This is a genomic window from Coriobacteriia bacterium, from assembly GCA_003149935.1.
GTDB lineage: Bacteria > Actinomycetota > Coriobacteriia > Coriobacteriales > QAMH01 > QAMH01.
On sequence record QAMH01000008.1, the window covers coordinates 107,971 to 121,739 of the forward strand.

A 13,769-nucleotide genomic window follows, 5' to 3' on the forward strand; every position below is an offset into this window, starting at 1 on the left:
TGTCCCCTTCCTCCCATCAGCTGTCGAGTACGGAGTCCTCGATGAGACGAACGTTGAACTCCGCGGTACCCGAGTAGGTGTTGGGATTGATGATCACGTGCCACTGCGCTTCGCGCGGCAGCTTGAAACGATATGGCGATGAGGTAAGCCGGCCCGAAAAGGCGCTGCAATCCTCATCCGTCTTGTACAGCTCGTAATTCTCGTGATCCATGATCTTGACTGCGACGGATCGGGTGATGGTGATGACGATGCTCTGGCCAGGACCGGCAACGCCGAGGTCGTACTCGACCTCGCGCATGTTCCAGTCACGACCGTCCGGACCGTGATCCTGCGTCATTGCGCATCCTCCTCCCCGCTCGCGCACTGCGTGCGCAGATACTCCGCATCAAGCTCGAGCCAGCCTTGCGTCATCTCGAGCAAACCGAGGTAGAAGTCCGTCTCGGCAAACTGCTCCACCGCGTTCCTGAAGCTCTCCACCCACGAAAGCAAGTGGTTCTCCAGAAACTCGAGCTCCTTCTCTTGCGTCCCGCGCACGACCGAATGCTCGTCATCGCGCAGGGCGACAAGCTCGCTGTTGGCCATGTACTGCATGAACTCGAGCTCGCATGCGATGTGGTCCTCGGCAATGAGGCGATCGCGCGTGGGGCTGAACATGCAGGAACGGAACACGTCGGAAACCTCGGCGCAGTGGTCTCCCCCGAGCGATTTGGCGCCCGTACGATAAATTGACTCGTACGGATAGGCGGCGTTTCTGCCAGCCTCGTCCGCCTTCTCGGGATCAACGCCGTAGCCGAGGAACGCCAGGCAATAGTCGATGGCAAGAGCCGACTTGGCACGATCAAGATCATCGACGGCATCCAGGTACGAACGCAGGCGCGCATAGCCCGAATCGAAGAGCGCGTTGCCCGTCGACTCGACGGCCGGGCTGTCGATGAGATCGCCAACAAGCTCGCGATCGAGCTCGCTTCTGAACAGGCGCGACAGCATCGCGTAGTTGTCGCATCTGTCTTCGGTTTGCTGCATCAGAGCCTGCTGATCCATCGAAATCCCGTCCTCACTCGCCTTGCGGTGACAATCAAGGGTCTGCCCCCTTGTTGCCACCTGCGGTGATCCGAAGGGGTCTGTCCCCCTATCGCCACCTGCGGTGCTCGAAGGTCTGTCCCCCGAGCACCACCGTCGCACCTCGTGCATCGAGATGCCGTCTACCTGCTAGTACTGGTAGGGCTTGGGCACGAAGAGCACCTGGTTGGGCTTCTCCTCGAGCTCCTTGGCCAGATCCTCGACCGTGCCCCACTGCATGACACCTGCGAGGCAGTGATGCACGCAGAAGGGCTGCTGGCCCTTGTCCGTGCGCTCGACGCAGAGGTCGCACAGGCGGGTCGGGGTCGGAATCTTGTTCCAGTTGAACTTGCCATCCGAGCACTCCCAGGGGCCATCATCGAGAACGCGAATGCCCCACTGCCCCACGGGGATGTTGTGAATCTCCTTGCACGCGACCTCGCAAGACTGGCAGCCCGTGCAGAACTCGTAATCGATAAGCAGACCGTAGGCCGTCATCTAGATCACCAACTTTCCGAAGTGGTCCCAAACCTCCATCATGTCGGTGTCGTAGTTCTCCGACACCGGCTTCACGCTGCAGATGAGGCACTTGAACGGCGCGCCGAATCCGAGCTTGCCAACCATGAAGTGAGGGATGAGCTCGTTGATGTTGGAACGCCACACCTCGTACAGGCTGGGCTCCTCGGGATCCTTCTCCGGGAACCAGAAGCCATGCTGCGCATGCACGACGCCAGGCTTCACGATCTGGGAGACCTTCGCCTTCAGGACGCACTTGCCAAACGGGCTGGCAACCTCGACCCACTGGCCGTCGGCGATGCCGTACTTGAGCGCATCCTCGGGGTTGATCTCGATCAGCGGATCGGGATTCATCTCGCGCAGGTACGGAATCTGCTTGCCCTCGGAATGGAAGTAGCAGTACGTGCGAGCGCCCGTCGTGAGGACGAAGGGATACTCCTCCATCTTCTCGGGCGTGGACACAGGCGAGAGCTGCGGCTCCTCGTAATACGGCAGCGGATCCTCGCCGAACTGCCTGAACATCGTCGAGTAGAGCTCGACGCGGCCGGTCGGCGTGTTGAAGCCGGGCATACCATCGGGACGCAGGCGACCGGACTCGTACTTGTAGTAGCCGCACATCTCGGTCTTCTGGTGGACGACCTCCTCGCGCAGCTGCTCGAAGGACTTCTTGTACGCGAGACGGTAGTCAGCCAGGAAGTCGTAGTAGTCCTTGTACTTCTCGAAGTTGATGGGCATGCAGCGCAGGCCGAGCTCGTAGAAGATCTCGCAGTCGCCCTTGCAGTCGCCCACCGTGATGGACTTGTTGACGGCACCGGCCATGATCGGCGATGCGCCATAGTGCGTGTACACGACGGTGTCATGCTCGACGGTCGAGGACAGCGGGAGGAAGATCTCGCAGGTTGCCTGGATCGTCGGGGTCATCCACACGTCGATGCCGAAGCACCACTCGAGGTTCTTGACCATCGCATCATGCCAACGCTTGGGCTGGGCGGCGCAAGTGCCGGCAAGGAAGTTCGTGTCCTCGAAGACGCCCATCTTGAACGGGTAGTACTTGGCATCGTCGCCCGCCTCGAGCGCATCAAGCACCATGTCGCACTGCGCGTTGAGGACGAGGCCGACATATGCCGGATACTCCTTGATACCGAGAATCTTGCTCTGGAGCTCGGGACCGAGGTTGTTCCAGCCGAAGCCGAGCTCGAGGCCGTCGTTGACGTCGCCGATGAGCTGGCCACCGGGCACGTCGATGTTTCCGGTGATGGCCTCGAGAGCCATGATGCAGTGACCGGCCTGAACGCCGTTGGACTTCTGGTCGATGGCCAGGCCCCAGGCGATCTGCGCGGGCTTGGCCGCGGCGTAGACGCGGGCGGCCTCGCGAATCTGGTTCGCATCGAGACCGCAGATCTCAGCTGCCTTCTCGGCGGGCATCTCCTTGACGCGCTCGGCGAGCTGCTCGAAGCCGTAGCACCACTTCTCGACGAAGTCGTGGTCGTAGAGGTCCTCCTCGATGATGACGTTGAGCATGGCCATGCCGAGGGCGGCGTCGGTGCCGGGACGCAGGCGCAGGTGCCAGTCGGCACGCGTGGAGACCCAGTTGACGCGTGGGTCGATGCTCATGAGCTTGGAGCCGCGGCGCATCATGTCGATGGCGGCGTGGCCGAAGAGGCCGTCACCGTTGGACGGAAGGGGCTCCTTGCCCCAGAACACGATGAGCTCGGGAAGCTTGAACATCGGATCGTCATAGCGGCCGAGCAGACCACCGGCGTAGTCCATTTCGGGATAGGTCGCGCCCATGACGTAGGTCGTGCCCGCGACACGCGGGATGTAGCAGGAATAGCCGGACTGCGTGTAGCAGGCGTTGGGAGTACCCAGGCATGCATGCGCATACGCGGGAAGCATGGGGCCACCCTCGCGACCGGTACCACCCATGACCAGGATGGACTCGGCACCATACTTGTCCTTGAAGTACTTCACCTTCTCGGCGATGGTGTCATATGCCTCGTCCCAGGTGATGCGCTCCCACTTGTTCTTGCCGCGGTCCTCGCGGGCGCGCTTCATGGGGTACAGGACGCGATCCGGATTGTAGACGTAGTCGCGGATGGTCAGGCAGCGGACACAGAGACGGCCGTTGGTGATGGGGTGGTTCTCATCGCCCTCGACGCGCACGAGCTCACCATTGGAGTTCACGTAGGTCTTGATGCCGCATCCGGTCGGATGGCATCCCGGAGGAGACCAAGCGCAACCGCGGGTGACGGTGAGGCCGTCTTCTTCGAAGCGCCATGGCTTGCCAAGATCGGCAGTGCCCTGACCTTTGAAAATCTTCATGCTCTTTCCTTTCCTCTTCTCTCTCAACCAGCATTGCCACTTCGTACCTGTGATTCGGTCATCGACCGATGACGCCTGTGCCGACAAAAGCCGGCATGCGTCTACCTAGGACGACTGGCCCGGGGCGGCAGGAGCACCGGGGGCAGCAGGTGCGCCGGGGGCTCCGGGTGCACCGGAGGCAGCGGGCGCACCGGGAGCGCCGGGGGCTCCGGGAGCTCCAGGTGCGGCGGCGTCTTCGGGATCGCCGGGAACGAAATACGGGTTATCACCCTCGGACTCGAAACTTGCGGGCCTGAAACACATACGCGCCTCTCCTTTCAAAAGAGACGGGACGTCCTTCCGCGGAAGAACCGCTGTGCGAGGAAGCCGTCCCATTGAGCCAAGTAGCTCATGTCAACTCGAGAAATTCGCTCTCGAAACATTCCGATGTCGCTGGGGAATTGCGACGGGTACAAACTAAGGCTCAGGTGCGTGAGTTGAGAATCGTACACAGGTGCGGAAATCGTGGACCCCCTTGCGAAATACCCTCGTACTTCGCGTCTGATATTGCGTTCACAGACGCTTGTGACCAGGGGTTTGCACGATTCAATTCGAGCTTTCTTTCGCGATGCTCGAAGGGCAAAGAACGCACGAAAGGATGCGCCGTCTCGAAAGACGACGCATCTCGCGTGCTTGAAACTACTGAAGCTTGAGCTTCTTCTGGACGCCAAAGGCGAAGTAGATGATGAGGCAGATGATGTACAGGGGCACCATGCCGATGAGCGAGCCCATGCTCCAACCCCACATGACGATGGCGTTGCCGATGATGAGCGCGCCAATGGTCATGCCGATGTTCTGCGTAAACGCCATGAATGCGTTTGCCGCGGGGATATCGGCGTCCTCGACGGTGTTGGGCGTGAACTGCCACAGGATGGACGGGACAGCGCCGCCGACGATACCGGCAAGGATGGACAGCGGGTAGTACAGCATCGGGTCTTTAAGCTGGAAGACCAGGGCGGTGTAGATGACGGCGACGATCAGGCCAACGAGCAGGACCCAGCGATGGTTGTTCCACTTCTGGGTAATCCAGCCGGAAATGGGGGGCGTGAGAGCACCCATCAAGCCGAACAACGAGAAGATGGCGTTTGCCAGAACGAGTGACGCATCGAGCTGCGTGGTGAGGTACTGGACGATGAAGCCGTTGATCGCCATGAAGGCGGCTTCGTCGAACAGGAAGATGAGGGCCAGCGCCCACAGCATCGGGCTCTTGAGGGCACGCGTGATGCTCGCCTTCTTGGTGCCCGTGGGATCCTCCGCGTTTTCGACCTGGTCGAGATCGAGCGGCCTGCGGTAGAACAGGATGAACAAGACGCCGACGACAAGATCATAGACGGCGGTGCCCCACCAGATGCCCGCCATGTCGACGCCCATGGACTCGTTGAGCCAGCCGAAGAGAAGCGGGCAGACGCACATGCAGACGGCAACCCACATCGACCAGATGGACAGCGGAAGCGAACGCTTCCTCGGCGAGAACCACGGGCCGATTGACGAAGCGCCCACGACGCCCATGATGCCGAACGACGCGCCCTCGACGACGCGGCTTATGACGAACACCGTCATGTTGGTTCCGGCCGTCGCACCCATGATGGAGCCGACGACGCCGCAGCCGACGGCGATGGCGACGGACCCCTTCATGCCGAGCTTGTTCACGAGGCCCGTGGTGGGGAACGCCATGATGAAGCCCATGATGTAGAAGGACGCGACGATCAGGCCGAAGGTTGCCTCGTTGATCTGGAAGTTCATGCAGACAATTGGTGCGAGCGAAATCGCCTTGGCCATGTTGGAGCCCGGAACGAAGCCCACCAACATGGTGAACAGCACGACTACCCAACCATAGCTGCCGTCTATGCACTTTGACTTATCAAGTGATGTTTCTGACATAACTCCTCCTCTTTCCTCGATAACACATTCCCTCCCCAGCTGGCGTCATTTTTGAAGCGCCAGCGCCCCGAGCCGCACAACTCGGGTGTGGGGCGCGTGCGTATAAACGCACGTGTCCTTGGGGTTTATTGTCCGAGGATTATTTGAGGTCGAGAATTGGTCGCAAATGTGGAAATTTTGTGATTGGTCTCCAAATGCCCCGTTCAGGATATGGAACCTCAGGTATGAGGGCTGGCGCATGATGGTTTTGAGGAGCGAGTGCGCCAAGGGGCGATGGTGATAGGGGGACAGACCCTGTTGTGTGACAATAGGGGGACAGACCCTGTTGGGGCATGTGAGGACGTGGGGGGTCGGTCCGTGCGATCCGTAGGGGTCTGTCCCCCCATTGCCACGCGGCCGTTCGGCGCCAAAGGGTCTGTCCCCTTATTGCCGAGCAGCGTCTTCCTGTTCAGCGGAATCATCGGGCATCGCAAAATCCATGAACTCGATATCCTCGACAAAGTCGAGCAACTCCTGGCGCGAGTGGATGCCGAACTTGCGATAGATGTTATAGATGTGCGTCTTGGCCGTAGACTGCGAAATGTAGAAGGTGTCCATGATGTACTTGGCATCACGACCCCTCAGCAGGATGGGCAGAATCTCTCGTTCGCGCGGCGAGAGGTGATACTGCTCACACACAGCATCGACCTTTTGATGCCACTGCGCCTTGCGACGTCCATTGCGCTCGATATGGGCGCTTACCTCCTCGTCAACATCCTCCTCGATAAAGGAGGCAAAGGGGTAAATCTGGTAGTTGACCTTGATCTGCAACCATGCGCAAAGCGCAGCCGCCACGATACAAAGAACAAGCAGGCCATATTCGGGACCAAGCATCTGGGCAATCCAAGGAAATAGCGCGAATATCGCCGCGCCCACGGCGATGCCGCAGAAAAACACCGAGCACTCCTTGCTGATGAGCCACATGGCGGCGATGAGATTAAAGCGCACGGTTTCGATAATCGCGTCAAGAATGGTGATCGTCTCAAGGATGACGTAGCAGCTATAGCAGGTCAGAAGCACAAGCCTGATCTCGCCAGAGACGAGAGCCAGCGGCAAAAGCATCACAAGGGAGGCAAGCCCCATGGTCTTGCGCAGCGCATCTTTCGTATCCCGCTCGTTTATCTGGCGCATAAGCAGCGAACCAACACCAGCAAGCGTAAAGGCAAGACCGAGCGCCACATTCGACACCTGTAGGGTAAAGGGCAGTGGGATGAAGAGCAGGAACGCGCCAATCATGAAACCGACGAGAAACAGCGTGTGGACGTTTCCCTTGACTTTGATACTGCGAGCCTTGGAATCGGCGGCGCTGATGAACTCGCCGAAATCGTAGCTTCGCCGTATGAAAAGCAACGCAACCACTATGGTGACGAGCACCAAGGCCGACAAAATGACGGCATCATAGGGAACGGGCACATTGACGATGATCATCATCAGAATACCCGGATACAGAAACGCCGTATCGACAACGAGCATGAGCGCCTTGCGGGCAAGCGCCGCAAGAAAACGTCCGTAAAGTATAAGAGTGTCGGCCAGGCCGAGCACGGCAGCAACCGCTGTGACGTATTGAAGCCCCAGGAACATCCCGATAATGGATGTGAGAAAGCAGAGCGCATGGAGACACACATATACCACTCGGGGCAGATGCGCGGAAATGGTATCCGTCCTGAGCTGCACGGCCTTGAAGAATAGAGCGGCAACGAGTGCCGATATAACGAGCATGAGGGCCGCATCGAAAAAGGAGCCAACATGCGAGACGGCCCCGACAAGCAATAGAATCGCATTGCCAATTGACAGGCTGAAACCCAGGATGCCGTCGATAAGGACGGCTTCGAAATCAGCCTCGTTTCCGCCGATAGGCTTGCGCTCGGTAGTTGGACCAGTCTCCTGATCCGTTGTCGCTTCGCTCATGGCACGCCCCCTTGACTCGCATAGCACGACGCACATGCTACGAGTGCCCCCCCCCCGAGAGAGTGGCGTTCGATGGTGGATATGGCCCATGCATGATGAGTTGACTCCCTACAACCGCGGGGAGACATAACATGCATGATGCGCGGACATAAACCCAACTTGCAGGATAAATATATCGTCTGCAGGCATGCGGCACCATCGTATAAAAAGTATGACGCATGTGATATGCGGAATGAAAGCGCAGGTAGCAAGGGTTCGAGAGGACGATGCGGAAGGGTCTGTCCCCTTATTGCCACGCAACGAAACACGAGGCGTCATTACAGAAGGGTCTGTCCCCTTATTCCCGGAGTGCGAGGGTCTGTCCCCTTCTTATCAACGAAGCTTGCAGATGGCGATAAGGGCCGTTCCCGCAAATCCAAGGAACATGAGCACTATGCCAGCAAACCACCACTCGGTCAGCTGTGGACCGAGCAGCATCTGCACGAAGAATGTGCCGAGAAACTGGCCAACGCCCTGAAAGGTCACAAGAACGCCCATGCCCACAGACGCAAGCTCCGGGCTCGGTAGCAACTTCGTAAACCCCGAAAGGTACTGACCGATGCCACCCATCCCAAGCAGGCCCATCGCAAAGACGCCCACCCAGAGTAGCGGACCTGTTTGCGTGTAAAGCAAAAAGGTGCAGGGACCCATGACGAACATGGCAATGATGAGCAGTGGTTTGTTGCGCCCGATTCTGTCAGAGATCACTCCAAAGAGCGGCGAGGATATGATCGAGAGCAGCATGGGGGCCGTGCTGATGATGCCCGAGAGCGTTGGGTCGAACCCCTGCATCTGCAGAATTGTCGGCACAAACGCGAGAATCGCGAGCATGCAGATGTTGTAAACAACGAACGCGCCAAAGAACAGGAACATGTCCTTCGAGAAGATATCACGATAGCGAGGCTTCACTGGCACGATGGGGACAGACCCTGGCATACCAGTTTCTTGCGATTCGCGGGAATCGGGGGACAGACCCTCGACTGCCGCAGAACCGGCTCGCGGTTTGCGAATAAAGATCAGTACGAGAACAGCTGCAACAGCGCTGACCACGGCAAATGCAATCCAGAGACCATCGAAACCCCACATGCCAAAAACGGTCGGCGTGAGCACGGCGGCGACAGTTGATCCCAGACATCCCCAGATGCCCCAGATTCCCATTGAGGTGCCAACTTTGTCGGGGCTCACATTCTGCTGAACGATAATCGGCCCGCAAGTTGTGAGAATCGTGAGAGCGGCACCTTCAACCGCACGCGAGGCAATAAGCATCGGACTCGTTTCGGAAAAGAGGCCAATAAGCGAACCGAGAACGGCGATGCCGCACGCGATGACGAGCATGCGTCTTGCGCCGAAGCGCTGCGCGAGCGCGCCAGCCGGCAACGCAACAAAGATACTCACGAGCGTGAAAATCGACATGAGCCAGGAGGCAGTCGCCGCGTCCATCCTGAAAATCCCCATGAGGTTTGTCATGATGGTGGGAACCTTGTACTGAATCATCGCCACTGATATCCCCGAGATGAGCAAAATGATGCCCACGAGCACGGGATTCTGGTATCTGCGGATACCTTGTGGCTCGCCGTTGTTTGTGACGGTACCAGTATTACCATCAATGTTCTGGTTCACGAATCTCCTCCTGCATATTCATCTGGCAATTGGGGGACAGACCCTTCCTCGCCAGAACTGGCAATTGGGGGACAGACCCTCTATTTGCTCGCTATTTGCTCGCTATTGGTACACACCCTATCGCCTTGACTTACGACAGGCCATCGAGCGGGGAGTTTGATAGTCCATGCCTAATCTCATACCTTTCATACGATATGCATGCGGCAAGCTGGGAACTACTATCTGATGGACGCCAGAATTTCATACGAGTTGCCCTCGCATGGGTTATGAGGGCGTAACCGCCGAGGTCTGGCAACCTTGCATTCGACGAAGAGGAGAGGAAACCATGGCTGACGAGAAGATTACCGAAGAGACTGTAGAGGTCGACGAGATCGAAGCTCCCGTGAGCGCGATCTGCAACAACGCCGAAGAGCTCGCTGCTGATCTTGTTGACGACGACAGTGAGATCAAACCCGTCGAGGGATTTTTCCTCACCTCTCAGCGTTGGCACTAATCGGCCAGCTCGGGTGAGCAGCGGAGGCGCCCTCGGCACCTCCCACATGACGAAAGGACTGGCATGGCACACAAAGGACAGACTGCGCGTTTTCTGTATCGGGGCAGTTTTCCCAATGGCGAGGTTTTCGACGATTGCGAAGGCACCCCCCCCCACGAGATAATCCTCGGCAGGCGGCAGGTCATGAAAGCCCTTGAAGACGCCTTGCTCGAGATGGAACCGGGCGAAGAACGCACTGTCGAGCTCGCGGCAGCTGACGCTTATGGCGAGTACGACGAGAGCGCCGTGCAGCACTTCCCCACCTACAAAGTTCCCAACGGCGAGAACCTGCCTGTCGGCGAGTACATTGGGTGGACTTCCCCGCGCAATATCGAGCCGATTCCGGCCAAGGTGGTAAGCGTTGAAAATCAAGTCGCTACTATCGACTTCAATCACCCCCTCGCTGGCAAGGACATTGTGTACTGGGTCAAGCTCCTCGAACTTGAGGATTAGACCCTCCATCCCCCTTCCAGTCCTCTGCCGAGCACGAAGGCATCGAAGACGACCTCCCCTGCCCACCGGTCTCTTCGATGCCTTTTTGCGTGCGCGATAGCGCCGCAGCCATTTAAGAATCGATCAATTGGGGTCCAATTAAGGGTCTGTCCCCTTTTTTCCATCTCGCTGACAAAAGAGGGTCTGTCCCCTTCTTCCCTTGCCGTCCCCCTCTTGCTCCCGCGGCAAAAGAAAACGCCGAGGGAAACATTCCCTCGGCGTCGAGTCAGACTAAATATCGCAGTTGAGCTATGCCTGCGGTGCCTCCTGAACGGTAACTTTTGCGTGATCGGCAACCCATTTGTTCGCCTTGAGACGCTCGGCGGACTCACGCAAGGCGAAGTTCTTTCCCTCGTTTTCTATCTGCTGCCGAACCTGCTTGGGGTTGGCGTTGGGTGCCATCATGTGGCACGCCTCGTCGATATCATCCTCGGACAATCCAAGGTTCTCATGGCGGAAGACCGCATCAAGCGCATATCCCTGAACGACCATCTCGCGCGTTTGTAGCATGAGCATCATGTTTATCTGCTGGTCGCCGCCGTTTTGGCTCACGTAATCCTCCCAGGACATGCCCTGCTGCTGCAAGCCAATGCGGATGTTCCTCATGAGGTTGTCACGCGCGTTTTCGTACACCTCGTCGGCAATCTTACCCTCGAAACGCTCACCCAGCACGCTGGCGGCCACCTGGCGTTTATACGCTTCGTACTGCTCGCGATCACGGCGCTCGATGTTGCCGCGAATCTCGGTGCGCAGGTCATCCAGACTCTTGTACATGGGGAGATTCGTGCTGAGCCACGCATCGTCGATGGTGGGAACAACGGGCTTCTGGATTTCCTTAAGCGTGACTTCGCAATCAAACTTTTGCGTGAACTCGTTGTAATCCTCATCGACGCTCGGGCCCTCGAAGACGAACTTGCGCGTTTCGCCCGGCTCCATGCCAAAGATGTGCGCGTCGAAATCGGCAGGCATGTAGCCTTCGCCCGCAACGTACGTGCGCCCATCGGTGGTAAGGCCGGTGAGCTCCTTGCCGTCTTCGTAGCACTTTATCGCCACGAGGCATGCGTCGCCTTTCTCAAGCGGCTTGGGGTCGGCAGTGGTGTATGTGGTGTTGCGCTCGGCAAGCTGCTGGATCTGCGCATCAACCTCGGCCTCGTTGATGGTGAATTCGGGAAGAGTGATCTCAACGGGGTCGTAGGAGGTGAGCTCATAGTCGGGCTTGGGAGTCACTTCCATGGTGAATGAGAATTCCTGGTTACGCTTGAGAGCCGTGCTCGGCGTGGGATGGGGAGGAAACGCGGGGGCGATACCGCTTTGGTCAATTGCGAAGGGCGCGAGCGCCTCAACGGCATTAGCCTCGATAATGGAATCGAGATTCTTGATGCCCATCTTTTCCTCGGCGATTTGCGCGAGGGTTTTGTCTGGCGTGGGGTTTATCCCCATGGAGTTGGCAAAGTCGAGCTCCGCGAGAGCAAACGCCTTGTTGACGTCATCGGCACTTGCTGTGACCTCGAGAATGGTCTTGCCATCGGCTTTCTTGATCTTGCTGATCTTCATGAGGTAAACCCACTTCCGCTCCTATCCCGTGCGATGCTGCGCGCGGGATTCGTTGGCCATAATATGGCGTACGCACACACTATATGCCGAACTGAATAGAACGTGCGGGGAATGCGGGGTCTGTCCCCATTTTGTTACGCAGCGGGATTACATGCGCTGGGAGATGAAGGGGCAGGGAGGCGAGGGCGGAAATCGAGGGTCGGAAATCGAGGGTCTGTCCCCTTCTTCCCGCCCCCTTCTCCTCATTTCTTCTTGCGTCAATACGAACTAGGCGTCCTTCTTGGAGACGAGCAGCAAAATGCCTCCCACAAGGCTCACAAAGATCAGTGTACATACGCCAAATGCCACGGTATTCGGCCTTTTGCCTTTGTAGATTCCCCAAGCGCACACGGTCATGGGAATCATCCAAGCAAGAGGGATAAACATCCATCCGGCTGTCACAGTTGAGATGATGCAGAAGACGAAAGCGATGAGCCGCAATGTGGAATCCTGCGATGACATGTCATACGTGACCTGACAATTGTCAACAATCTGCGCTTGATACGCTATCTCCTCAGAGGGTGAGGCATCTTGCCCGACCGATGCTTGGGAGCTTGCGGGGCTGTCAGCATAATCGTTGGTCCACTGGCTTCCATCCCAATACCGAAGCCTTGATTGATCGCCCGAAGGATCCGGATACCATCCGGCGCGTGATTCGCTCATGAATTCTCCTTATATACTGTAGTAGTGGTTGTGATAGCAAGTATAGGGCATTGACTACGAGGGGCGACAGCCAATGGCAAGAACGGCAACAAGAACCCCGGCAAGGAACGGTAATGCAGAAAATCGAGGGAAATCGAGGGTCTGTCCCCTCTTTGTCGTCCCCTCTTTGTCGTCCCCTTTTTGTCATTCGCTCATCGCATTCATGCTGCCTGTCCTATATCCATCGAGGTCAAGTGTCACATGCTTAAACCCTAGCGCTTTGAGTTTTTGGGTTACATCCTCACGAACATCCGGCTCGACAAGACGCGCTAAATCACTTGGCAGCACCTCGATACGTGCAATCTCCCCGTGAAAACGCACACGGACCTGCCGAAATCCCCTATCAAGCAGACATTGCTCCGCCTCATCAACTGCGGCCAAACGCTCATCACTAATGAAATCCCCAAATGCAAAGCGTGAAGCAAGACATGCGAATGACTGCTTGTTCCAGGTAGGAAGGCCCTTCTCGCGTGAAAGAACGCGTATCTCGTCCTTCGAGAGACCAACCTCCTTCAGAGGACTTATCGCCCCCTGCTCGGCTATCGCCCGAGCCCCAGGACGATAATCATCCTCATCGTCGATATTTGATCCTTCGATAACTGTCTCGATTCCGCGCGCATTTGCCGTTTGAACAACGGCGCGCAGCAGGCCCGTCTTGCAGAGATAGCAGCGATTGGACGGATTCTGCCGGAACGCATCATCCTCAAGCTCATTTGTGTTGACGACTAGCTGCAAAATACTTCGGTCCCTGCAAAATGCAGAAGCTTCGTCGAGCTCTCGTTGCGGAAAAAGACGCGATTGAGCCGTAATTGCGACTGCCCTTTCGCCGAGCGCTTCGCGTGCGGCGTGCAGGAGCAGAGAAGAATCCACGCCACCGGAGAACGCAACCGCAATGCTCTCGAATGATTGCAGATGGTCGAGTAGATCGCTGTATTTTTCATCAGGAGTTTGGGCGGGCATCTGGCTCCTCATAATGATGCTGGCGAAACGATTATACCTGGGGGGAGCTTGTGTGAAGATCCGTGCG

At 57.6% G+C, this 13,769-nt stretch carries 11 protein-coding genes and 2 pseudogenes; 2 read left to right on the top strand and 11 right to left on the bottom strand.

Annotated elements, in window-relative coordinates:
* Nucleotides 1-16: 16 nt before the first annotated feature.
* From DBY20_07530 to DBY20_07545, 4 genes are read right to left on the bottom strand one after another with little or no spacing between them, the layout of a single operon-like run.
* Entirely contained in the window at nucleotides 17-337 is a 321-nt protein-coding gene (locus DBY20_07530) for a hypothetical protein (GenBank protein PWL78169.1), read from the bottom strand.
* A complete protein-coding gene (locus DBY20_07535) occupies nucleotides 334-1,191 on the bottom strand; it encodes a hypothetical protein (GenBank protein PWL78170.1) in 858 nt (285 codons plus the stop codon). Before DBY20_07535 ends, DBY20_07530 begins: the two co-directional genes overlap by 4 nt.
* A gap of 18 nt (nucleotides 1,192-1,209) precedes the next feature.
* Nucleotides 1,210-1,557, bottom strand: coding sequence for an oxidoreductase (locus DBY20_07540; GenBank protein PWL78171.1), 348 nt, complete (start codon nucleotides 1,555-1,557; stop codon nucleotides 1,210-1,212).
* The gene (locus tag DBY20_07545; protein ID PWL78172.1) at nucleotides 1,558-3,897 is read right to left on the bottom strand and encodes a dehydrogenase; all 2,340 of its coding nucleotides are present in this window, start codon (nucleotides 3,895-3,897) and stop codon (nucleotides 1,558-1,560) included.
* Nucleotides 3,898-4,015: 118 nt separating this feature from the next.
* On the opposite strand from DBY20_07545, the pseudogene DBY20_07550 reads away from it, so the two are divergent.
* A pseudogene (locus tag DBY20_07550) lies at nucleotides 4,016-4,357 on the top strand (hypothetical protein).
* Nucleotides 4,358-4,575: 218 nt separating this feature from the next.
* On the opposite strand, the gene DBY20_07555 reads toward DBY20_07550, so the two are convergent.
* The 3 genes from DBY20_07555 to DBY20_07565 form a co-directional block, all read right to left on the bottom strand.
* Nucleotides 4,576-5,817: a hypothetical protein gene (locus tag DBY20_07555; GenBank protein ID PWL78173.1), complete on the bottom strand. Its 1,242-nt coding sequence runs from the start codon at nucleotides 5,815-5,817 to the stop codon at nucleotides 4,576-4,578.
* A gap of 423 nt (nucleotides 5,818-6,240) precedes the next feature.
* On the bottom strand, nucleotides 6,241-7,854 hold the full coding sequence (locus DBY20_07560) for a hypothetical protein (GenBank protein ID PWL78174.1): 1,614 nt from the start codon (nucleotides 7,852-7,854) through the stop codon (nucleotides 6,241-6,243).
* A gap of 282 nt (nucleotides 7,855-8,136) precedes the next feature.
* Nucleotides 8,137-9,423 carry a hypothetical protein gene (locus DBY20_07565; protein PWL78175.1) on the bottom strand — a complete coding sequence of 429 codons (1,287 nt, stop codon included), beginning with the start codon at nucleotides 9,421-9,423 and terminating at the stop codon, nucleotides 8,137-8,139.
* Between the two features lie 556 nt (nucleotides 9,424-9,979).
* Here DBY20_07565 and DBY20_07570 point away from each other — a divergent pair.
* Nucleotides 9,980-10,408, top strand: coding sequence for a peptidylprolyl isomerase (locus DBY20_07570; protein ID PWL78176.1), 429 nt, complete (start codon nucleotides 9,980-9,982; stop codon nucleotides 10,406-10,408).
* A gap of 288 nt (nucleotides 10,409-10,696) precedes the next feature.
* On the opposite strand, the gene DBY20_07575 is transcribed toward DBY20_07570, so the two are convergent.
* The 4 genes and pseudogenes from DBY20_07575 to larE form a co-directional block, all read right to left on the bottom strand.
* On the bottom strand, nucleotides 10,697-12,001 hold the full coding sequence (locus tag DBY20_07575) for a trigger factor (GenBank protein ID PWL78177.1): 1,305 nt from the start codon (nucleotides 11,999-12,001) through the stop codon (nucleotides 10,697-10,699).
* A 267-nt stretch (nucleotides 12,002-12,268) separates the two neighbouring features.
* The gene (locus tag DBY20_07580) at nucleotides 12,269-12,502 is read right to left on the bottom strand and encodes a hypothetical protein (GenBank protein PWL78308.1); all 234 of its coding nucleotides are present in this window, start codon (nucleotides 12,500-12,502) and stop codon (nucleotides 12,269-12,271) included.
* 93 nt (nucleotides 12,503-12,595) lie between these two features.
* Nucleotides 12,596-12,703 (bottom strand): annotated as a pseudogene (locus tag DBY20_07585) (scramblase).
* 183 nt (nucleotides 12,704-12,886) lie between these two features.
* Entirely contained in the window at nucleotides 12,887-13,702 is an 816-nt protein-coding gene (larE, locus tag DBY20_07590) for an ATP-dependent sacrificial sulfur transferase LarE (protein PWL78178.1), read from the bottom strand.
* Between the last annotated feature and the right edge of the window lie 67 nt (nucleotides 13,703-13,769).

Bases quoted from the DNA above. Each gene is read 5' to 3' on its own strand.
- DBY20_07545 (PWL78172.1), bottom strand. From the start codon at position 3,897: ATGAAGATTTTCAAAGGTCAGGGCACTGCCGATCTTGGCAAGCCATGG.
- DBY20_07560 (PWL78174.1), bottom strand. From the start codon at position 7,854: ATGGGCCATATCCACCATCGAACGCCACTCTCTCGGGGGGGGGGCACT.
- DBY20_07555 (PWL78173.1), bottom strand. From the start codon at position 5,817: ATGTCAGAAACATCACTTGATAAGTCAAAGTGCATAGACGGCAGCTAT.
- DBY20_07575 (PWL78177.1), bottom strand. From the start codon at position 12,001: ATGAAGATCAGCAAGATCAAGAAAGCCGATGGCAAGACCATTCTCGAG.
- DBY20_07530 (PWL78169.1), bottom strand. From the start codon at position 337: ATGACGCAGGATCACGGTCCGGACGGTCGTGACTGGAACATGCGCGAG.
- DBY20_07570 (PWL78176.1), top strand. From the start codon at position 9,980: ATGGCACACAAAGGACAGACTGCGCGTTTTCTGTATCGGGGCAGTTTT.
- DBY20_07580 (PWL78308.1), bottom strand. From the start codon at position 12,502: ATGTCATCGCAGGATTCCACATTGCGGCTCATCGCTTTCGTCTTCTGC.
- DBY20_07535 (PWL78170.1), bottom strand. From the start codon at position 1,191: ATGCACGAGGTGCGACGGTGGTGCTCGGGGGACAGACCTTCGAGCACC.
- DBY20_07540 (PWL78171.1), bottom strand. From the start codon at position 1,557: ATGACGGCCTACGGTCTGCTTATCGATTACGAGTTCTGCACGGGCTGC.
- larE (PWL78178.1), bottom strand. From the start codon at position 13,702: ATGCCCGCCCAAACTCCTGATGAAAAATACAGCGATCTACTCGACCAT.